This is a genomic window from Streptomyces sp. NPDC021093 (assembly GCF_044333135.1).
GTDB lineage: Bacteria > Actinomycetota > Actinomycetes > Streptomycetales > Streptomycetaceae > Streptomyces.
The window spans coordinates 200,999-221,329 of record NZ_JBIRQJ010000008.1 but is presented as its reverse complement, the minus strand read 5'-3'; the positions used below and the strand labels follow the sequence as shown (position 1 = coordinate 221,329).

Sequence of the window (20,331 nt, the reverse complement as noted above, 5' to 3'; positions counted from 1 at the left end):
CGTCCCTCATGCCGCTCCTGGAGCCGAAGCCGGAGGCCCTGCGCCCGATCGTGCCGCAGGACCCCGCCCCCGACCGGGTGCCCGCCGCGCTGGCCGTGGGCACGCCGGGGCCGCTGCGCAGGGAGCTGACGGCGGTCCTCGGGGCGGAGAAGGTCCTGTGGAAGGTGTCCGACCTGGTGCGGTACGCGGCGGACGCCAGCCCGTACCGCTTCGTGCCGCAGGTCGTGGTGGTGGCCGAGGACATCGACGACATCTCCGCCGTCCTCTCGTACGCGCACGGAAAGGGCCGCGAGGTGGTGTTCCGGGCCGCCGGCACCTCGCTCAACGGCCAGGCCCAGGGCGAGGACATCCTGGTCGACGTGCGCCGCCACTGGTCGGGCGTCGAGGTGCTCGACGGCGGCGCCAGGGCCCGGATCCAGCCGGGTACCACGGTGGTCCGCGCCAATGCCGCACTCGCCCCGTACGGGCGGGTGCTGGGGCCCGATCCGGCGAGCGCCATCGCGTGCACGGTCGGCGGGGTCGTCGCCAACAACGCCTCGGGGATGGCCGCGGGCACCACCCGCAACAGCTACCGCACGCTCGCCTCTCTCACCTTCGTCCTCCCGACCGGAACCGTCGTCGACACCGGCGACCCGCGCGCCGACGACGAGCTCGCCCATGCCGAACCCGCCCTCTGCGCGGGTCTGTTGGCGATCAAGCGGGAGATCGAGGCGGACCCGCTGCTCACCGCTCGGATCCGCGCCAAGCACGAGATCAAGAACACCAACGGCTACCGCCTCGACGCGTTCCTCGACGGTGCGACGCCCGTGCAGATCCTGCGCGGGCTGATGGTCGGCTCCGAGGGCACCTTCGGGTTCATCTCGGAGGTCGTCTTCGACACCCTCCCCCTCGACCGCCGGCTCTCCAGTGCCCTGCTGTTCTTCCCCGCGCTGTCCGCCGCCGCGGCGGCCGTGCCCCTGTTCAACGAGGCGGGCGCGCTCGCCGTCGAGCTGATGGACGGCAACACCCTGCGCGCGTCGGTGAGCGTGGCCGGCGTACCGCAGGACTGGGCGGAGCTGCCGAAGGGGACGACCGCCCTGCTGGTGGAGTTCCGGGCGCCGGACGAGGCCGGGCAGGAGGCGTTCGAGCGGGCGGCGGCCGCGGCCCTGGCGAAGCTGGACCTCGTCGCACCCGTGCCGTCCGTGACCAACGAGTTCACCCGGGACCCGCAGAGGATCGGCGGGTACTGGAAGGCCCGCAAGGCGTTCGTCAGCGCCGTCGGCGGTGCCCGCCCGTCCGGTACGACGCTGATCACCGAGGACTTCGCGGTGCCGCCGTCCCGGCTGGCAGAGGCCTGCGAAGGGCTGCTCGCCCTCCAGGAGGAGCACGGCTTCGACGCCGCCGTCGCCGGGCACGCCGCGCACGGCAATCTGCACTTCCTGCTCGCCTTCGACGCGGGCGACCCCGCCGACGTGCGCCGGTACGCGGCCTTCATGGAGGACTTCTGCCGGATGACGGTCGAGCGGTTCGACGGCTCGCTGAAGGCGGAGCACGCCACGGGCCGCAACATCACCCCGTTCCTGCAGCTGGAGTGGGGGCCGCGGGCCACCGAGCTGATGTGGCGCACCAAGCAGCTCATCGACCCCGACGGGGTGCTCGCCCCGCGCATCGTCCTCAACCGGGACCCCGAGGGGCATCTGCACGGCCTCAAGACGATCCCGCGCGTCGAGGCGGAGGCCGACCCGTGCATCGAGTGCGGCTTCTGCGAACCCACCTGCCCCAGCGGCGACCTGACGACCACTCCGCGCCAACGGATCGCGCTGCGGCGGGAGATGATGCGCCAGCCCGCCGGTTCCCCGGTCGGCGAGAACCTCCTCGACGCGTACGGGTACGACGCCGTGGACACCTGCGCCGGCGACTCCACGTGCAGGATCGCCTGCCCGGTCGGCATCGACACGGGCGCCCTGATGAAGGATTTCCGGCACCGCCGCCACAGCCCGCGCGAGGAGCGCGTCGCGGCCCTGACCGCGAAGAACTTCAAGGCGGTCGAGATCTCGGCGCGGCTCGCCGTGGCCGCCGCCGACAGGATCTCCGACCGGCTGCTCTCCTCCGTGACGGGCCTCGCCCGCAAGGCGGTGCGCCCCGACCTCGTGCCGCGGTGGCTGCCGGAGATCCCGGGCGCGGCGGCCCGTGGACTCCCCCGCACCTCCGTCGTCGGCGCCGTCGCCGTGTACTACCCGGCGTGCGTCAACCGGATCTTCGGCGAGCCCGAGGGGCACCGCGGCCCGTCGTTGCCCGAGGCCGTCGTCGCGCTCTGCGCACGAGCCGGAAAGCCGGTGTGGATCCCGGGCGACGTCACCGGCACCTGCTGCGCCACCATCTGGCACTCCAAGGGCTACGACCTCGGCAACACGGTGATGGCGAACCGCATCGTCGAGGCCGCCTGGCGCTGGACCGCGGGCGGGCGGCTCCCCCTCGTCGTCGACGCGTCGTCCTGCACGCTGGGCATCGCGCACGAGGTGGTGCCCTACCTCACCGACGACAACCAGGAGCTGCACGCCGAGCTGACCGTCGTCGACTCGATCGTCTGGGCGGCCGACGAGCTGCTGCCCGCGCTGACCGTGCACCGGCGGGAGGGCTCGGCCGTCCTGCACCCCACCTGCTCGATGCAGCACCTGGGCGACCGTGCGCAGCTGCGCACGGTCGCCGAGGCGTGCGCGGACGAGGTGGTCGTACCGGACGACCTGCGGTGCTGCGCGTTCGCCGGGGACCGGGGCATGCTGCACCAGGAGCTGACGGAGTCGGCCACCGCCCGCGAGGCCGCCGAGGTCGGACGGCGCGCGTACGACACGTACCTCTCGGCGAACCGGATGTGCGAGGTCGGCATGGAGCATGCGACGGGCCGCCCGTACCACTCCGTACTGCTGGATCTGGAGCGGGCGACCCGGCCCTGACCACGGCCGAGGCGGGCGACCCGATCCTGACCCGCGCATTCGGCGGAGTCCATGATCCCGCACGGGTAAGTCCAACTCCCCGTGCGCACGGGCCTCTTGCGCCGCACTCGAACCTCCGTGACCCTGATCGATCGGTACCCGATCACCTTTCACGGAGGTCCGATGTACGACGACAAGGCGACACCGACCCCTGACGAGAACACTCCCGACGGCTCTCCCGACAGTTCCCCCGACGGTGTCTCCCGCCGTTCCGCACTGCGCGCCGCGGGTGCGGCGGGCGCCGGGATCGGCCTCGGCGCGGTCGGCGCGCTAGGCGCCGCCGGCAGCGCGGGCGCCGCGGAGAGAACCGTGGCCGAGGACGCCGTACCGAAGCGCCAGGGCAAGACCATGGCGGGGGTGCCCTTCGAGCGGCGTTCCACCGTCCGGGTCGGCATGATCGGCCTCGGCAACCGCGGCGACGGCATGATCGACCTCTTCCTCGCCCTCCCGAACGTCAAGGTCGTCGCCGTCTGCGACCCGGTACGGGCGAAGGCCGAGAAGGCGGCCGCGAAGGTCGTCAAGGCCGGGCAGCCCGCCCCCGCGCTCTACACCAAGGACGAGGACGACTACCGCAACCTCTGCAAGCGCAACGACGTCGACCTCGTGTACGTCGCCACTCCGTGGGACTTCCACTACGACATGTGCAAGACCGCCATGCTGAACGGCAAGCACGTCGGCGTGGAGTGTCCGCTCGCCATGCGCATGGACGAGATCTGGGACCTGGTCAACACCTCCGAGCGCACCAGGCGCCACTGCATGCAGCTGGAGAACTGCTGCTACGGCAAGAACGAGATGCGTGTCCTGCGGATGGCGCACGCGGGCCTGTTCGGCGATCTGCTGCACGGTGCGGGCGCGTACAACCACGACCTGCGCGGCCTGATGTTCGACCCCGACTACTACGAGGGCCCGTGGCGCCGTCTGTGGCACACCCGGCTGCGCGGCGACCTCTACCCCAACCACGGTTTCGGCCCGGTCGGCAACTACATGGACGTCAACCGCGGCGACCGCGCGGTGAGCGTCGTCAGCGTCGGCTCCCCGGCACTCGGCCTGGCCGCGTACCGCAAGCTGCACATGCCGCCGGGCGACCCGAGCTGGAAGGAGTCGTACATCGAGAGCGACCGTACGATCAGCCTCGTGCAGACCGCCAAGGGCCGGGTCATCCGCCTGGAGCACGATGTCTCCACCCCGCACCCGTACAGCAGGATCAACAGCCTCGGCGGCACCCTGGGCGTCTTCGAGGACTACCCGGAGCGCATCTACCTGGAGCCCACCAACACCAACGACCAGTGGGACGACTTCAAGAAGTACGCCGAGTGGGACCACTGGCTGTGGAAGGAGCACGCCAACCCGCCGGGCGGCCACGGCGGCATGGACTACCTGATGCTCTTCCGGCTGATGCAGTGCATGCAGCTGGGTCTGGTCCCGGACTTCGACGTGTACGACGCGGCGACGTGGACGGCGCCGGTGCCGCTGAGCCATCTGTCGATCCGGGCGAAGGGCGCGCCGCAGGCGATCCCGGACTTCACCCGCGGCGAGTGGAAGAAGGCCAGGCCGGGCGTCGACTCGCAGAAGCCGACGGCGTGAGCGGGTAGAGGACTCGGGCGGGGTGCGGCTCGGCGGAGCCGCACCCCGCTCACCCGTTGCGGCTCACCCCTTGAGGTACTGCTTGTCGCCCATCACCACGACCGGTCCGCGTGCCGGATCGACGCTCCGCAGCAGGATCTCCATGGCCGCCTTCGGGACGCTCACGCATGCGGAGGTGCCGCTGCCGTGGTCCATGTGCAGCCAGATCCCGCCGCCTGCCCGCTGACCCCGCGGGCGCGTCGGGTCGTTCGGCGGGGTGCCCTTGACGCGGTTGTAGTCGATGGCGATCACGTAGTCGAAGTCGTGCCAGTGGGTCTTCGCCCAGGAGCGCGGGGCTGCGAAGGACGAGGACCGGGTGTACGGCAGTGCGGCGCCCGGGTCGGGGAGCACGCCGCCCGCGTCGGACAGCGTGAACACTCCGGCCGGGCTGCGCTTGTCGTCCTCGCGGTGGTCGGGGGTCCACCCCTTGGCGCCGTTGTGCGCGGGCCAGCTGCCCGCCCGGTCCCAGGTCGTACCCTGCCCGTTGCCCTGCTTGTCATAGAGAACGACCGTGGCGTCCGCCGAGTTCCTGGATTCGCCGTAGACCACGACGACCTGCCGCGAGCCCGCCGGGATCTTCGCGCGGACGCGGTCGCCCACACCGGGGATGCGCTTCAGGCCGTGGTCGGCCGCGGGTGCCTCCCGGGTGGGAGCGGCCGCGGCGGCGGTCGGATCCTCGTCCGTACCGCCGCCGCTTCCACAGCCCGTCAGGAGCAGCAGACCGGCCGCCGCTCCCGCGAGGGTCGAACCACCACGCATGTTCGATATCGGCATGCGCCCCATGCTGCCACCGGTGCCCCGTCGACGAGCGGCACCGGTGCCACCCGTGTCACCTCAGCAGTGCCTCCGGTCCTCCACCAGCGTGCCCTGCACCGAGGTCACGCTCCGGTCGTAGCAGGTGCCGTCGGAGCCGTAGAGCCGGTAGCGCTCGCCCGTGGTGCCGACCGCGTGCCGCTGCTCGCGCGGAGCGTTCGAGTGGTATGCCGCGTCGCCCTTGTAGACGTCGTCGAGCTGGGAGAACGCGGTGCGCCTGCCGCCCACCAGAGTCTCCGAGTCCGACTTGTCGCCGAGCGTGAGCACGGTGCGCAGTCGCGCGTCGGCGTCCGCGCCGATCGTGGTCGTGCCGTCCATCGTGTACGTACGCCGCACCTGCGTGGCGCGCTCGGGTCCGTACCGCCCCTTGACCGTGACCGTCTCCTCGTCCGTCCACTCGCCCTTGAGCGCGTCCAGCTTCTCGCCCTCCGTCCAGCGGTGCACGGAGGTGTTGGTGAGGCTGCGGGCGATGCGGGTGTCGACGCGCCCGCGGGAGGTGGTGACGTATCCGGCCACGGTCAGCCGGTGGCCGCCGCGGGTGTCGAGCCGGTGCTCCGAACCCGGCGCGTACTTGGTGGAGTTGACCGGTGCGCCCTCGGCGTGCCGGGTCAGGCCGCCGGTGACGACGCGGCTGCCGTGGTCCTGCCAGACGAGCACGTTCACCGGGGTGTTCCAGCCGCTCTGCCCGGCCGGGACGCCGACGACGCCGACCTCGACCTTGTGCGGGCGGCCGTCGTTGAGGAGCCCGGCGAAGGGGGTGAGGTCGTACTGGATGGGCTTGATGTCCAGCGCGCGCGGGCCCGGGACGACGTACCAGAGGAAGGGGTTGGACCAGCCGCCGGTCCACACGGTCGGGAACGGCGCGGCGATTCCGGCGAGCTTCCCGTCGACCTTGATCTGCACCTCGCGGTAGGGGCCCTCCTTCGCCTTGCAGGAGTACGGGGTGTTCTCCGGCACCGAGAGGTACCAGTACTCCTCGCAGCCGCCGCCGGATCCGGTGGCGTATACCTCGGCGAGGATGCGCTGCGAATTGCGGGGCGTGGTGAGGGAGTCGGCGTCCGGTCCGCCGAGCGTGAGGACGCGGTCGGGCGTCGCGGCGGGCTTGGCGGCGCCCTCCGCCGCGTAGAAGGTCAGTGTCGCCCTGACGTCGATGACGCCGGTGTACGTCTCGTTGACGACGTTGCCGATGAGCATTTCGACCGGCTGATCGCGGCGGAAGGTGTCGCTGTAGCGGGTGACGTCCTTCTCGACGGACCAGGTGATGCCGTCGACCGAGGGCTCGGGCGTGGAGGTCTTCAACACCTCGACGCCGCCGACGTGCAGGTAGCCGAGACGGTCGTACTGGCGGCCCTTGACCTTCCCGTCGAGGCGCAGCACGACCTTGCTCCAGCGGTCGCCGCACTTCTTCGGCGGGGTGTAACTCCCCTTGTACGGGGTGAAGTCGCGGAACTGGGCCTCGCCCAGGGTGACTTGGCAGGACCGGGTGTGCGGTTTGGCCACGGGCGGCGCGGCGGACAGCGGGTCGTGCCAGTCGTTGCCGAACTCGGCGGGCGGAACAGGGCCGTTGGCGGTCGCCGCACCGGCCGGGGTCGCGCCGAACAGCGCCCCGGCGGCGAGCACCAGTCCGCTCACCAAGCTCATGGTTCGTCGTTGTCTCATGCAACAGAAGTGAAGCGTGGGACGGGCCGGAGTACCAGGGCCTGCCCGGCGGACATTGGCGCGTTCCTGGCGGTCACGGGCATAAATCGATTGCCCCGACGGCTCTTGGAGAGCGAACCTTGCACGGTTTGCGCCACCCGTCCCCGACTCCAGAGCCGTCACACCGAGCCGTAGGGCCTCATGCACATTCGCGATCTTCCGTATTCAGACCCCGGCGAACCCGATGTCCGCTCCGGGGGCCGCTTCCTGCTGTGGCTGGGCCTCGGCCAGCTGGGCGGGCAGCTCAAGGCCATGGGCTGGGGGCTGCTCCACCAAATAGGTGTGGCCGGGCTGCCGCTGGGCGTCGGCCTCGCCGTCCAGGCCGTGGTGGACCGCTCCGGCGGGCGCCTCGCGCTGGCCGCCGGGCTGCTCGCGCTGATGGGCGTGGCCGTCGCGGTCGGCGACACCATGCTGCACCGGACGGCCATCACCAACTGGATCACCGCTGCAGCCCGCGTCCAGCAGCTGCTGGCCCGCCGGACGGCCGAGCTGGGTGCGGCGCTCACCCGCCGGGTCGCGGCGGGCGAGGTGGTGGCCGTGTCGACGGGGGACGTCGAGAAGATCGGCTGGTTCGTCGAGGCGCTGTCGCGGTTCGCGGCGGCCCTGCTCGCGCTGGTGGTCGTCTGTGTCGGTCTGGTGGTCTACCAGCCCGCGCTCGGCGTGGTGGTCGCGATCGGCGTCCCGGCGCTGGCCCTGGCCGTGCTGCCGCTGCTGCCGAAGGCGACCCGGCGTGCCGATGTGCAGCGCGAGAAGGCGGGCCGGGCCACCGAGCTGGCGTCCGACACCGTCGCGGGCCTGCGCGTACTGCGCGGCATCGGCGGCGAGGAGCTGTTCCTGGGCCGCTACCGCGAGGCCTCGCAGGAGGTCAGGAAGGCCGCCGTGCGCAGTGCCCGCATGTGGGCACTGATCGCGGCGGTGCAGGTGCTGCTGCCGGGACTGCTCCTGGTGAGTGTGGTCTGGTACGGGGCGACGCTCGCACGCCAGGGCACGGTGACGGTCGGCGAACTGGTCACGGTCTACAGCGCGGTGACGCTCCTGATGTACCCGCTGCGGCACTTCGAGGAGATCGCGATGGCGTACTCCTTCTCCAAGCCGTCCGCGAAGCGCGCGGCCCGGGTTCTCGCCCTGCGCCGCACCGCGCCGGGCGACGGTCTCGACGCCGCGCAGTCCCCCACCGGCGACCTGTACGACCCGGTGACCGGGCTGCTCGCCCCTTCGGGCATCTTCACGGCCGTCGTGTGCGGCGACCCGGACGTGGCGGGCCGGCTGGCCGACCGCCTCGGCGGGCATCCGGCGGACGAGCCGTCGGCGCCCGACGACGGGACGCGGAAGGTGCGTTCCGTGCAGCTCGGCGGGGTCGACCTGGACGGGCTGCCGCTGGCCGCCGCGCGCGCCTCGGTCCTCGTACAGGACAAGGATCCGGTGCTGCTCTCGGGGACGCTGCGCGAACTGCTCGACGTACCCGCGTCGGGGAACGTGTCCGCCGAGGACGCGCTGGCGGCGGCGCAGTGCACGGACGTGCTCGCGGCGCTCGCCCAGGCCTCGGCCGAGGCCGACGGCGATCCGATGGACACCCGGATCACCGAGCGCGGCCGCTCGCTCTCCGGCGGTCAGCGTCAACGCCTGGCGCTGGCACGGTCGTTGGTGACCGACCCGGAGGTACTGGTACTGGACGAGCCGACGTCGGCCGTCGACTCGCACACCGAAGCCCGGGTGGCAGCGGGTGTCCAACGGCTCAGGTCCGGTCGTACGACCGTGGTCCTGGCCTCTTCCCCGCTGCTGCTCGACCATGCGGAACGCGTCGTGTTCGTCCATGAGGGCGAGGTCGCCGCGGTCGGCGAGCACCGCGCGCTGCTGCACACCGAACCCCGCTACCGCGCGGTCGTCACGCGCGAGACGGACGAAGAGGCGGAGGCGACCGCCGAGGTCCACCGCTTGAAGGCAAGAGAAGAGCGAGAAGAGATCGAGGAACCGGCATGAGCACCACCCGCACCAAGGGCGCACCCGCACCCCGGATCGGGGTGGCGCCTCCGCCGTTCGACCCGGCGGCGCCCGAGTCGGCGACCACGCTGCCCGTCGGCAGTCCGGCGACCGTGCGCTCCTACGTCGGCACGCTGCTGCGCCGGCACCGCACGGCGTTCGTCGCCCTGATCGCCTTCAACACCCTCGCGGTGGTCGCGTCGATGGTGGGCCCCTACCTGCTCGGCGATGTGATCGAGGACCTGACGGCGGGCACGGCGGAGATCCGGCTGGGGCTCACGGCGGGCCTGTTCGCCGCCGCGCTCCTCGTCCAGGCGCTCTTCGTACGGCAGACCAGGCTGCGCGGCGCGATGCTCGGCGAGGAGATGCTCGCCGACCTGCGCGAGGACTTCCTGGTCCGCGCGGTGGGCCTGCCGCCGGGCGTGCTGGAGCGGGCGGGCACCGGCGACCTCCTGTCCCGCATCACCACCGACGTCGACCGCCTCGCCAACGCGATGCGGGAGGCGGTGCCGCAGCTCGCGATCGGCGTGGTGTGGGCGCTGCTGCTGATCGGCGGACTGACGGTGACGGCGCCGCCGCTGGCACTGTCCGTACTGGTGGCGCTGCCGGTGCTGATCGTGGGCTGCCGCTGGTACTTCAAGCGGGCGCCTTCGGCCTACCGGTCGGAGGCGGCGGGGTACGCGGCGGTCGCGGCGATGCTCGCCGAGACGGTCGACGCGGGCCGCACCATCGAGGCACACCGCCTCGGCGCACGTCGGGTGGCGCTCTCCGAGCAGCGGATCAAGGAGTGGACCGCGTGGGAGAACTACACGCTGTGGCTGCGCACCGTGCTCTTCCCCGTCATCAACATCACCCACATCACCATCCTCTGCTCGTCGGTCGTCATCGGCGGCGTCTTCGTGCTGCAGGGCTGGCTCACCGTCGGACAGCTGACGACGGGGGCGCTGCTCGCGCAGATGCTGGTCGACCCGGTGAACCTGATCCTGCGCTGGTACGACGAACTCCAGGTCGCTCAGGTGTCGTTGGCACGGCTGGTGGGCGTACGGGACATCGAGCCGGACGCGGGCGACGAGTCGGTGACGCCGGACGGCCGCCGACTGCGCTCCGACGACGTGCACTTCGGCTACCGCGAGGGGATCGACGTCCTGCACCAGGTGTCGCTCGACGTGGCGCCCGGCACCCGGGTCGCGCTGGTCGGCCCCTCGGGCGCGGGCAAGTCGACGCTGGGCCGTCTGATGGCGGGCATCTACGCCCCGCGCACGGGTGAACTCACCCTGGGCGGCGCCGAGTTGGCACGTATGCAGGCGGAGCGGGTCCGCTCGCACGTGGCGCTGGTCAACCAGGAGCACCATGTCTTCGTGGGCTCGCTCCGGGACAACCTGCGACTCGCCCGCCCCGCCGCCGAGGACGCCGAACTGTGGGCGGCGCTGGGTGCGGTGGACGCGGACGGCTGGGCGCGGGGCCTGTCCGACGGGCTGGACACGGAGGTCGGCTCGGGATCGCTCGCCCTGACCCCGGCACAGGCCCAGCAGATCGCGCTGGCCCGGCTGGTCCTGGCGGACCCGCACACGCTGGTCCTGGACGAGGCGACCTCGCTCCTCGACCCGCGCGCGGCGCGCCATCTGGAACGGTCCCTGGCGCGGGTGCTGGACGGCCGCACCGTGATCGCGATCGCGCACCGGCTGCACACGGCGCACGACGCGGACGTGATCGCGGTCGTCGAGGACGGGCGGATCGCGGAGCTGGGCAGCCACGAGGAGCTGGTGGCTGCCGACGGGGCGTACGCGGCGCTGTGGAGGTCGTGGCACGGATAGCGCGTGCGCGGTGGGCAAGCGGTGCACGACGGCATGGATGGCGCGCGGCGGGCAAGCCATGCACGACGGCACGGATAGCGTGCGCGGCCGGAAGGCAGTGCACGACGGTGGGCCGGGCCGGGACATCCCGGTCCGGCCCACCGCTACCACCACCACCGCCGCCACCGCCATGGCCGCACCGGGCCGTGGCCGACCCCGGTCGCCACTCGTCCCGTCCGCGGCTAGGTCAGGACCCACATCCTCCAGCCAAGACCCACGTATTCGCATCGGAAGTCCTTCCAGGCGCCGCCGAGATAGCCGGTCTGCCCGGCGACCACGCAGTCGTACTCGGTCTGGAAGACACCGGCGGGGTTGAGATGCCAGTCGTCGGCGGAACGGATCTGGGCACTCGCCGGCGCGGCCAGAAGTGTGATGCCGACCGCCAGGGTCGCGAATACGGCGGACAGTCTGCGCTTCATCCTTGTCTCCTTCGTGTGGAACACGTGGTCACCCCGTCGAGCCGAACCGCACACTGCGGGCGGGCAGCGGCGGCGGGTTGGTCTGGTCCCAGGTCGCTCCGACCCCGACGATCGCCAGGCCCTGCTCGGGGGTGCACGCCCCGTCCGCGTAGACGAAGGCCGTGGCGTCCGTGTCGTTCCCGGCGTGCGCCGCGCCGCCGTCCAGCGGAAGGCACACGTCGTTCGGCGGATTGAAGAGTACGGCCGGGGCTCCGTTGTCGCCCCGGATGTACGTGAACTGCCCGCTCGCCGCATGGGCGTTGGCGGGCAGGACGGTCACCAGGGCGAGCGCCCCGGCGAGGACGGGGCCGGTCCAGCGCAGCACCGCACCCCGCCCCGAAGTGTGCGCCCGCGCTGAATTCCCCATCGTCCCCATCGTTTTCCGTGCTGTCGCACGCCTGCACATAGGAACTCCCTCGAAATTGCCCCTGTCCTTTTCCTTTGGACTTTTCGATGGTTCCACGGGCGAATTCCCCCTACAACGGCTCGAAGGGGCGCGCAACGGGCGGCCGGGGGCCGCCGGTGTGCGGCGCCCCGACAGCGCGCTGCGCCATCCGGGCGGATATCGGGGCGGCGGGGATTGAAGGCCGCGGCTACTGCGCGAACCGCTCCAGCGCCTCCGCCAGCGCCTCCCGCATTCCCGCGCCTCCCAGGTGGCCCGAGTCCCCGAAGATGGTCAGTTCCGCGCCCGGCCACGCCCGCGCCAGCTCCCACGCGGTGTGCGGCGGCCCCGCCAGGTCGTGGCGGCCCTGGAGCAGCACCGCCGGGATCCCCGCCAACCGGTGCGCACCGCGCAGCAGTTCGTCCTCCTCCAGCCACGCGCCGTGCGAGAAGTAGTGGGAGGCGATCCGAACCAGCGAGATCCGCCCGTCGGACGGCCGGTCGCCGTACGGATTCGTACCCGGGGCGTCCGCTTCAAGACCCAGCACCGCGTCCTCCCACGCACACCAGTCGGCCACCGCCCGGTCCCGTACCGCCAGGTCGTGACTGGACGCCCGCCGCGCGTAGGCGGCGACCAGGTCGTCCCGCTCCTCCTCCGGCACCCCGGCCCTGAACCTCTCGTACGCCTCCGGGAAGAAGCGCCCGGCTCCCCCGTAGAGCCACGCGGTCTCCGAGCGGCGCGTCATGGTCACCCCCGCCAGGACGATCTCGCTGACCCGCTCCGGGTGCGCCTGCGCGTACGCCAGGATCAGCGTCGAGCCCCACGACCCGCCGAACAGCAACCACCGCTCGATGCCCAGGTGTTGGCGCAGCTTCTCCAGGTCGGCTACCAGGTGGGGCGTGGTGTTGTGCGCAAGGCTCGTCGCCGGGTCCGCGACGTGCGGGGTGCTGCGGCCGCAGCCGCGCTGGTCGAAGAGGACGAGGCGGTAGCGGTCGGGGTCGAAGAGCTTCCGGTTGTGCGCGGAGCTCCCCGTACCGGGGCCGCCGTGCACGACGACCGCGGGCTTGCCCTCGGGGTTGCCGGAGACCTCCCAGTGGATCCGGTTGCCGTCGCCGACGTCGAACAGGCCGTGGTCGTACGGTGCGGTGAGCGGGTACGGGGCGGGCATCGGGCGGCCTCCTGGGGTGCGTCGCGGTGGGCCCGGATGCGGGCCCGGCCCACCGTAACGGCGCACTCACCGGCCGCCGGGGCCGCCTCCGCCCGTCGCGCGCGGTGTCAGCTCCCGCACACGGGACCGCTCTCCCGCCCCGGCAGGAACTGCGCCTTCTCCGCGGCGGTGAAGTCACGGTGCAGGGCGTCGCAGATCCTCCGTACGAGCGCCTCGGGGCGAGGCAGGTCGACCGGGCGGAGCAGCACCGGGCGTTCGGAGCCACCGGTGGCCAGGGTGCGGCCGTCCGGACTGAACGCGACGCCGATCACATCCTCCCCCGGCCCGGTGAGAGTGGTCCGTACCCGTGCGGTGTCCACGTCCCACAGCCGCAGGGTGGGTTCGAGGGAGGCGGTGGCCAGGGTGTGGCCGTCCGGGCTGAAGGCGGCCGAGAAGACGGCTCCGGTGAAGCCGGTGAGACGGTCGCGGGTGGTGCCCGTCGAGACGTCCCACAGGCGCCCGGTCAGATCGAGGGAGAAGCTGGCGAACAACCGTCCGTCGGGGCTGTAGAGCACGCTTTCCACATCGTGGGTGTGCCCGCCGAGCACCTGGCGCACCTTGCCGCTGGAGAGGTCCCACCAGCGGACGCTCCCTCTGTTGTCGCTTCCTCTGACGTGGCCGGTGGCGAGGGTGCGCCCGTCCGGACTGAACGCCACGGAGGCGACCTCGTCGTCGGCGACCGTGCCGTCGGGGGGCGTGGTGGCGGGGGGCGTGGTGACGGGGGGCGTGGTGACGGGCGGTGTGGTGACGGGGAGCGTCAGCGCCCGGCGGAGCGTGCCGGTCGTCACGTCCCACAGCCGGACGGCACGTCCCGAGTAGCCGGTGGCGAGCGTGCGGCCGTCGGGGCTGAACGCCAGCGCCATCGCGGTGTACGTGAACCCGGTGAGCACGTGGGTGCTCCGGCCCGTGGCCACGTCCCACAGCCGCACCGTACGGTCCGCGCCCCCCGAGGCAAGCACCCGGCCGTCCGGGCTGAACGCCACGGCGAACACCTGGCTGCGATGTCCGGTGAACGTCATGAGGAGCCGCCTGGTGACCGGGTCCCAGAGCCGCACTCTCCCGTCCCCTCCCGCGCTGGCCACGCTGCGGCCGTCGGCGCTGTACGCGACCCTGCTCACGCCGTCGGTGTTCCCGAGGAGCTCGCGCGGGGGCCCGTCGCCCATCCGCCACAGCCGCACGGTCCGGGCGTCGTCGCTGCTGGCCAGGGTGCGGCCGTCGGGAGAGAACGTCACGGAGTACACACCGGCCCCGTGGCCGACGAGGGGGGAGCGGGCCGTGCCGTCGGCCGCGTTCCACAGCTGTACAGGTCGGTCCGCGCTGCCGGTGGCGAGAGTCCGGCCGTCGGGGCTGAACGCCACGGACGTGACCTCGAACGGGAGGTGGCTGAGCGTCGCGCGGCTCGCACCGGTGGCGACGTTCCACAGCCGTGCGGTCTGGTCGCCGCTGCCGGTGGCCAGGGTCCGGCCGTCGGGACTGAACGCGAGGCCGACGACCGCGTTCGTGTGCCCGGTGAGGCCCCTGCTGCTGCCGGTGGCCATGTCCCACAGCCGGACGGTTCCGTCCAGACCGCTCGCCGCGAGCGTCCCGCCGTCCGGGCTGAACGCGACCGCGCGGACGCCCGCCGGGTATCCGGTGCCCCGCCTCGTCGCCTTGCCCGTCGCCGCGTCCCACACCTGGTGCGTCCGGTCCGCGCTGCCGGTGACCAGTGAGCGGCCGTCCGGCGAGAACGCGACCGCGTAGACGACGTCCGTGTGCCCGGCGAGTGTGTGCCTGAGCCGTCCGGTGGCGGTGTCCCAGATCCGGGCCGTTCGGTTGTCGCCCGCCGCGGCGAGCTGGGTCCCGTCCGGGCTGAAGGCGACCGAGAACGTCCGGCCGCCGGGGCGCTGGAAGGTGCGCCGGAGCACGCCCGACGTCGTGTCCCACAGGTGTACGGCGCCGTCCGCGCCCGCGGTGGCGAAGGTGCGCCCGTCGGGGGCGAACCGCACCGCGTAGGCGCTGCCCGCGAGGTCGACGCTCCGGCGCAGCGGGAGCGCGTCCGCCGCGTAGAGGCTGGTCGCCGCGTCGTGCGTCGGGGCGGTCCGGTGGGCCTGCACCGCCAGCAGGGCGGCGAGGTCGGGCTGTCCGCTCCGCAACTCGGCGGACTTGGCGGCCAGTTGGCGGGAGAGGATGTCCACCTGCGCCACCAGTGCCCGGTCCCGCGCGACGGTGGCGTCGTGCCGCTGCCACAGCCCCACTCCCGCGGCGATCAGCGCCAGTACGGCGAGGAGGGCGAGCCCGGCCGAGAGACGCCGGGAACGGCGGGCCACCGTCCGCCTCCGGGCGTCGCCGGCGGCCACGAAGGCGGCCAGGTCCGGGGGCAGTCCGCGCTGCCGCGCCCACCCGATGCCCTCGTCGAGGTCGCTTCCGGTGAGCAGGTCGCCCGGTGCGCCGCTGGCGGTGTGCCGGGCCTGGCGTTCGTCCGCCCGGTGCAGCCAGGACTGGAAGTCGTGGTCGGCGCGCACCCACTCCCGCAGGTCCGGCCAGTCCCGCAGGAGCGCGTCGTGGATCAGTTCGGCTGCGGCGGGTCCCGGTGTGCCGTCGGTGCGGTCGGCGGCGTGGACGGTGACGATCCGGTGCCCGGTGAGGACCGCCAGGGCCGCGTCGAAGTCCTCTTCCGTCCTGATTCCGCCGGCCGCCGGATCCACGACCAGGGCGCGCAGATCGGCGAGGGGCAGCCGACGGCGGGTGGCGGGCACGTGGCGGGTCTCGTCCGCCGGGCGCACCAGGCTGACCAGCAGCCGTTCGGCGGCGGGCCGCCCGGCGGGCCCCAGGCGGTCGAGCGCGGTGTCGCACAGGTGGGCGAGGCTGCCGCCCGCGCCGCCGGTCCTGTCGTAGGCGCGGTGGGTGAGGAAGCCGTCGCTGCGGCGCTCCCACAGCTGGCTGAGGGCGAGTTCCAGGGGCGGCAGCAGGGTGACCGGTGCCCGCGCCGACGTGCCCCGGGGTGCGAGTGCCAGCACGTCGGACACGATGCGCTCGGGCAGCCCGTCCTCCAGGCGCAGCCCCACCCGGTGGGCGGGTGCGGTGACGATGGCGTGCAGGTCGGCCTCGGAGAGCGTGTCCGGGACGTTCAGGAGTCCCCCCGACGCGGCGTCCAGCAGACGCGGCGCCCCGGCGGCCAGCCTCGGGTAGAAGTCGTCGCGCATGACGAGCACCACGGTGACCGCGTGCTGTCCGCGGATCAGGTCGACGAGGTCGCTCTCGACGGCGGTGGGGTCCGGCCCGTCGGGGCCGTCCCCGGACTGCAGCGGGGTGAGGAACTCCTCGAACTGGTCGGCCACCAGCACCAGGCGCCCGTCGGCGGGTTCGGCGTCCAGCCTCCGCAGCACCGCCTCCCGCACCCCGTCGGTCGCCGCGCCGGGGAGCCCCGCCCCGGCCCAGGCGGCGGGCAGGTCCCGGCCGGGCCTGGCGAGCACCACGGACCACCGGTCGCTGCCCGGGAGCGCGCCGTCCGCGAGGGCGGGCAGCAGACCGGCCTGGACGAGGGACGACTTGCCCGCCCCCGACGGGCCCAGCAGCAGGAGGACCCTCGGGTGTGCGCGCAGCGCGGCCAGCGTCTGCGCGACGGCCTCGTCCCGCCCGTGGAACAGCTTGGCGTGCGCGGCGGTGAACGGCTCCAGTCCCCGGTACGGGGGCACCGCGTGCTCCGTGAGTCCGGGCAGCACCTCGCGCAGGACCCGGCTCGGGGTGGCGTACGCGATGCCGGTGCCGCGCAGATGCCGGTCGGGCGTGGTGATCTCGGTGATCATCCCGATGACCAGGCCCGTGACCTCGTCGACGACAGGACCGCCGCTGAAGCCCTGCGTGAGGTCGTTGGCCGCCGTCAGCTGGAGCAGCCGGCCGCCGCCGTCCCTGACGGGCAGCAGATCGCCCGCGGTGCCGTAGCCGAAGTGCCCGCCGGGCGGGGCCTGGGCGGGGAAGCCGTACGAAGAGACGCGGTGCCCCCGGCAGCCCTCCGCCGCCCCCAGCCGGACCGGCCGGGCGCCCCGCGGGGTCCGCGTCAGCCGCAGCACCGCGACGTCCTCGGCCTCCGAGTCGCGCCGTGCGCCGGGCAGAGGAGTGCCTTCGGCGGAGGGCACGCCCGGCAGGTGCGGGAAGTCGAGGTGCACGGGAGTTCCGGCAGGATCGGGCCCCTCGGCCTGCTCCAGTACGTGCGCGCACGTCACGACCAGGTCGTCGGCCACGAGGAAGCCGGTCCCGACGGCGTGTCCCTGGGGGCCCAGGATGCGGGCGACGGCCGCTGTGGCCGCGGCCCGGCCGCTTCCTCCGGGGTCCGGTTCCGGCTCGCCCTCACCCCTGCCGCGCACCGCTCCGCGTCCTCACCCCGTGCTCCGGCCCGGCTCGTCCTCGACTTCCTTCCACAGCACGCGGACCTTGAGGTGCACCTTCGACTCGCCCTTGGTGATGACGGCGCCGGCCTGGGCCGACAGGTCGACGCCGAACTCGATCTCGATCTCGTCGGGGCGGGCCCGGCGCATTTGGTCGAGGACGGCGCGCGCCGCGTCGCCGACGGGTTCGAGGGCCTGCTGCAGGGTCTGCGGGAACTCGCGCACCGCGTCACCGAAGCGGCCGGCCTTCACCGGCCCTGCGAGTTCCGGGGCCGCCTCGAAGAGGACCGCTCCGCCACCGTCGAGCGGCACCCTCACCACATGGTGCACAAGCACCCTCCCGTCGGTCCAGACCGCCCGCGCGGCACCGGGGTGCCTCGCGGTGGTGGAAGGCCACGACCGTACCGGCCACCGTCCGCCGGAGCACCGGGTACGACGCGAAACCAGCCCGTCCCCCGACGATGAACCCGTCGCCGGGACCGCACCCGACGCAGCGTTCCTACGCCGGAGCCGGTCCGGAGCTCACCCCCGCACGCCGTCCCACGCCCGCCGCCGCTCCCCCGTCGGGTCGAGCGCCAGTTCCGGCCGGGCCTTGATCAGCATCTGCGCACGTGACTTCTCGTCGTACTCCGGCCACTCGGGCCCCTCCGGGAGGCTCGGCCTGCCCTCGCGCACCAGCGAGAGCACCGCCTCCTGGAGCGCCGCCGAGGCCGCCTTGTCCGCCTCGTCCATGTCCATGAAGCCGTCCGCCTGCCGCCCGCTCAGCGAGGCCAGGTCGAAGGACGGCTCGCGGCTCCACAGGCACGGGATGTCCGCGGCGTGGGTGGGGCCGAGGATGTCGTACGGCGCCATGGGCGGCCGGTGGTCGAACCGGTGCATCCACGCGTGGCCACCGGCGCGCACCTGCGCCTCGGCGACCCGTACCGACGGCATCGCGAACATCGCGTCGCCGAGGAGCGTCCTGCGTGCGGTGCCGCCGGCGGTGGCCCCCTCGGGCTCCAACTCCGCGTAACGGCGCATGAGTTCGGCCCATGCCTGCTCGCCGGTGGCCGCCTCCAGAGACCGGGTGATCGGGTTGTCGTCGCCCATCAGCGTGAAGATCGCCATCTCGTCGCGGCAGTACGCGACGAGCAGCGGTACGTCGGCGACCGCACCGTCCGCGACGGCGGTCAGCGGGACGTCCGGGACGAGGTCGCCGTCGACGACCGGCAGGAACGCGAGGCCCTGCTCGCCGTCGTGACCGCCCGTCGCCGCGAACTCCCCGGCCACGGTGCGCAGTTCGTCCACCGGTACGTCGCGCAGTCGGCCCGCCTCCGTCTCCGGGATGCCGAGGCGCGCCAGGAACGCCCGCGCGGCGGCCGTGCCGGTGGCGGCGTCCTGCTGCTCGGCGGCGCTGCCGCTGAGCAGCGCCGCGCCGTGGAAGAGGCCGCGTACGGCGGGCACGCCGAGCAGGGTGCCGACGCTCATGCCGCCCGCCGACTCGCCGACGAGCGTGACGCGGGAGGGGTCGCCGCCGAAGGCCGCGATGTTGTCGCGCACCCACTCCAGGGCCGCGACCTGGTCGCGTACGCCCACGTTGGTGTCGGCCACCGCCGGGTCGACGCCCGCGAGGTGCAGGAAGCCCCAGGGGCCGAGCCGGTAGTTGAGGGTCACCACGACCACGTCGCCGCGCTCGGCGAGGACCGAGCCGTCGTAGTCCTTGCCGGTGCCGAAGACGTACCCACCGCCGTGGATCCAGACCAGGACCGGGCGGCGGGCGTCGTCGGCTGCCGGGGAGAAGACGTTCAGATAGAGGCAGTCCTCGCTGTCTCCTTCGTACGGCGGCTCCGTCGGGTCGAAGCGGGGCAGCTGTACGGCGGCGGGGCCGTACTCCGTCGCCCCGCGCACGCCCTCCCACGGCAGGGCCGGCCGCGGTGCCCGCCACTTCAGTCCGCCGACCGGCGGCTGTGCGAACGGGACGCCGAGCCAGGCGTGGCTCTCGTGGCGGACGGTGCCGCGCACCGCCCCGGCGGTGGTCCGTACGACGAGTCCTTCAGTGGTGGTCACATCGAATGTTGACACGTGTCACTGCCTCTCCGGAAAGGTGCACTGGCCCGAACGTACACCCGCCCCCGGCATACGGAAGGGGCGGGCCGCACACCTGCGTCCCGCCCCTGCGCCCCGGTCGTCGGCACGGGGTCAGATGAAGTTCAGCGCCGCCGCCCCGCCCACTCCCCCGAGCAGCATGAACACCGGCATCAGCACCTTCATCTCCACCCAGCTCCCGGCCCTGAACCGCATCGCCTTCGGCGGCCCGATCGGGTACCAGCGCTTGCGGCCGATCGGGATGGGCCACAGGATCGGGCAGCCGGAGACGGTCAGCGCGTCCCCGATGTCGTGCACGAGCGCCCCGAGCACGACCGGCAGGCCGAGCCACAGGTACTCCTGCCCGGGGCCGGTGAACAGCCAGTCCGCACCGTTGCCCGGCTTGTCGAGCACCCCGGCCAGGATCCACGCGCTGGTCGCGCCGAGCAGCCACACCAGGACGTCGCTGGAGACCCTGGCGGCCCGCCACAGCAGCCCCTCCACCGCGAGCACGAGATGCACGAAGAGGACGCCGAGCACCGCCCAGCGCCCGCCCCAGACCGCCGCCGCCGAGCAGCCGGCGCCGATCGCCACCGCCCACACCCAGGTGTGGGTGAGGGTGCGGTGGCCGCCGTTCCTGCGCGGGTCGCCCTTGCCCCTGGTCGCCTTGTAGACGGCCGTCGACAGCTTGTCGACGATCTCGCAGAGCAGCCGCGAGACCGGGCCGAAGGCGCGCGAGATGGTCGCGGCCTTGTGGTCGAGGTCGGGGGCGAGTGCCGCGCCCGCGCAGATCAGTGCGCCGACGACGAGCACCGGCCACGGCATCGGGTGCCCCCAGGCGGCGGTCGCCGCGCCGACCCCCAGCCACGCCGCTGCTCCCGACAGAGAGTGCGCCGGTCCCATCATGGTCGTACCCG

General features: G+C 73.1%; 13 protein-coding genes. 4 read left to right on the top strand and 9 right to left on the bottom strand.

Annotated elements, in window-relative coordinates:
• The first annotated feature begins 8 nt into the window (after window positions 1–8).
• Both ACH4SP_RS26015 and ACH4SP_RS26010 read left to right on the top strand, forming a co-directional pair.
• Window positions 9–2,933 carry an FAD-binding and (Fe-S)-binding domain-containing protein gene (locus ACH4SP_RS26015; protein ID WP_398417966.1) on the top strand — a complete coding sequence of 975 codons (2,925 nt, stop codon included), beginning with the start codon at window positions 9–11 and terminating at the stop codon, window positions 2,931–2,933.
• A 162-nt stretch (window positions 2,934–3,095) separates the two neighbouring features.
• The gene (locus ACH4SP_RS26010) at window positions 3,096–4,556 is read left to right on the top strand and encodes a Gfo/Idh/MocA family protein (RefSeq protein WP_398417965.1); all 1,461 of its coding nucleotides are present in this window, start codon (window positions 3,096–3,098) and stop codon (window positions 4,554–4,556) included.
• 63 nt (window positions 4,557–4,619) lie between these two features.
• On the opposite strand, the gene ACH4SP_RS26005 is transcribed toward ACH4SP_RS26010, so the two are convergent.
• Together ACH4SP_RS26005 and ACH4SP_RS26000 are read right to left on the bottom strand one after the other, a co-directional pair.
• A complete protein-coding gene (locus ACH4SP_RS26005) occupies window positions 4,620–5,369 on the bottom strand; it encodes a hypothetical protein (RefSeq protein ID WP_398417964.1) in 750 nt (249 codons plus the stop codon).
• A 60-nt stretch (window positions 5,370–5,429) separates the two neighbouring features.
• Complete coding sequence (locus ACH4SP_RS26000) at window positions 5,430–7,067, bottom strand: peptide-N4-asparagine amidase (RefSeq protein ID WP_398417963.1); 1,638 nt, start codon at window positions 7,065–7,067, stop codon at window positions 5,430–5,432.
• A 180-nt stretch (window positions 7,068–7,247) separates the two neighbouring features.
• Between ACH4SP_RS26000 and ACH4SP_RS25995 the strand changes: the two genes are divergently transcribed.
• Window positions 7,248–9,086, top strand: a complete 1,839-nt coding sequence (locus ACH4SP_RS25995; RefSeq protein ID WP_398417962.1) for an ABC transporter transmembrane domain-containing protein — start codon at window positions 7,248–7,250, stop codon at window positions 9,084–9,086.
• Window positions 9,083–10,900 (top strand): ABC transporter ATP-binding protein, encoded by a 1,818-nt coding sequence (locus ACH4SP_RS25990; protein WP_398417961.1) that lies wholly within the window; start codon window positions 9,083–9,085, stop codon window positions 10,898–10,900. The genes ACH4SP_RS25995 and ACH4SP_RS25990 overlap by 4 nt, the downstream gene beginning before the upstream one ends.
• A 221-nt stretch (window positions 10,901–11,121) precedes the next feature.
• On the opposite strand, the gene ACH4SP_RS25985 is transcribed toward ACH4SP_RS25990, so the two are convergent.
• The 7 genes from ACH4SP_RS25985 to ACH4SP_RS25955 form a co-directional block, all read right to left on the bottom strand.
• Window positions 11,122–11,358: a hypothetical protein gene (locus ACH4SP_RS25985; RefSeq protein ID WP_398417960.1), complete on the bottom strand. Its 237-nt coding sequence runs from the start codon at window positions 11,356–11,358 to the stop codon at window positions 11,122–11,124.
• A 28-nt stretch (window positions 11,359–11,386) separates the two neighbouring features.
• Window positions 11,387–11,764 carry a hypothetical protein gene (locus ACH4SP_RS25980; protein WP_398417959.1) on the bottom strand — a complete coding sequence of 126 codons (378 nt, stop codon included), beginning with the start codon at window positions 11,762–11,764 and terminating at the stop codon, window positions 11,387–11,389.
• 226 nt (window positions 11,765–11,990) lie between these two features.
• Window positions 11,991–12,947 carry a prolyl aminopeptidase gene (pip, locus tag ACH4SP_RS25975; RefSeq protein ID WP_398417958.1) on the bottom strand — a complete coding sequence of 319 codons (957 nt, stop codon included), beginning with the start codon at window positions 12,945–12,947 and terminating at the stop codon, window positions 11,991–11,993.
• Window positions 12,948–13,054: 107 nt separating this feature from the next.
• A complete protein-coding gene (locus tag ACH4SP_RS25970) occupies window positions 13,055–17,329 on the bottom strand; it encodes a trypsin-like peptidase domain-containing protein (protein ID WP_398417957.1) in 4,275 nt (1,424 codons plus the stop codon).
• Between the two features lie 12 nt (window positions 17,330–17,341).
• Window positions 17,342–17,680, bottom strand: coding sequence for a CU044_2847 family protein (locus tag ACH4SP_RS25965; RefSeq protein WP_398417956.1), 339 nt, complete (start codon window positions 17,678–17,680; stop codon window positions 17,342–17,344).
• A gap of 192 nt (window positions 17,681–17,872) precedes the next feature.
• Window positions 17,873–19,396 carry a carboxylesterase/lipase family protein gene (locus tag ACH4SP_RS25960; protein ID WP_398417955.1) on the bottom strand — a complete coding sequence of 508 codons (1,524 nt, stop codon included), beginning with the start codon at window positions 19,394–19,396 and terminating at the stop codon, window positions 17,873–17,875.
• Window positions 19,397–19,528: 132 nt separating this feature from the next.
• Window positions 19,529–20,320 carry a metal-dependent hydrolase gene (locus ACH4SP_RS25955; protein ID WP_398417954.1) on the bottom strand — a complete coding sequence of 264 codons (792 nt, stop codon included), beginning with the start codon at window positions 20,318–20,320 and terminating at the stop codon, window positions 19,529–19,531.
• Window positions 20,321–20,331 lie beyond the last annotated feature (11 nt).

Coding starts and splice junctions, on each gene's coding strand:
- pip (WP_398417958.1), bottom strand. CDS start 12,947: ATGCCCGCCCCGTACCCGCTCACCGCACCGTACGACCACGGCCTGTTC.
- ACH4SP_RS26005 (WP_398417964.1), bottom strand. CDS start 5,369: ATGCCGATATCGAACATGCGTGGTGGTTCGACCCTCGCGGGAGCGGCG.
- ACH4SP_RS25995 (WP_398417962.1), top strand. CDS start 7,248: ATGCACATTCGCGATCTTCCGTATTCAGACCCCGGCGAACCCGATGTC.
- ACH4SP_RS25990 (WP_398417961.1), top strand. CDS start 9,083: ATGAGCACCACCCGCACCAAGGGCGCACCCGCACCCCGGATCGGGGTG.
- ACH4SP_RS25980 (WP_398417959.1), bottom strand. CDS start 11,764: ATGGGGAATTCAGCGCGGGCGCACACTTCGGGGCGGGGTGCGGTGCTG.
- ACH4SP_RS25985 (WP_398417960.1), bottom strand. CDS start 11,358: ATGAAGCGCAGACTGTCCGCCGTATTCGCGACCCTGGCGGTCGGCATC.
- ACH4SP_RS26015 (WP_398417966.1), top strand. CDS start 9: ATGCCGCTCCTGGAGCCGAAGCCGGAGGCCCTGCGCCCGATCGTGCCG.
- ACH4SP_RS26010 (WP_398417965.1), top strand. CDS start 3,096: ATGTACGACGACAAGGCGACACCGACCCCTGACGAGAACACTCCCGAC.
- ACH4SP_RS26000 (WP_398417963.1), bottom strand. CDS start 7,067: ATGAGACAACGACGAACCATGAGCTTGGTGAGCGGACTGGTGCTCGCC.
- ACH4SP_RS25955 (WP_398417954.1), bottom strand. CDS start 20,320: ATGATGGGACCGGCGCACTCTCTGTCGGGAGCAGCGGCGTGGCTGGGG.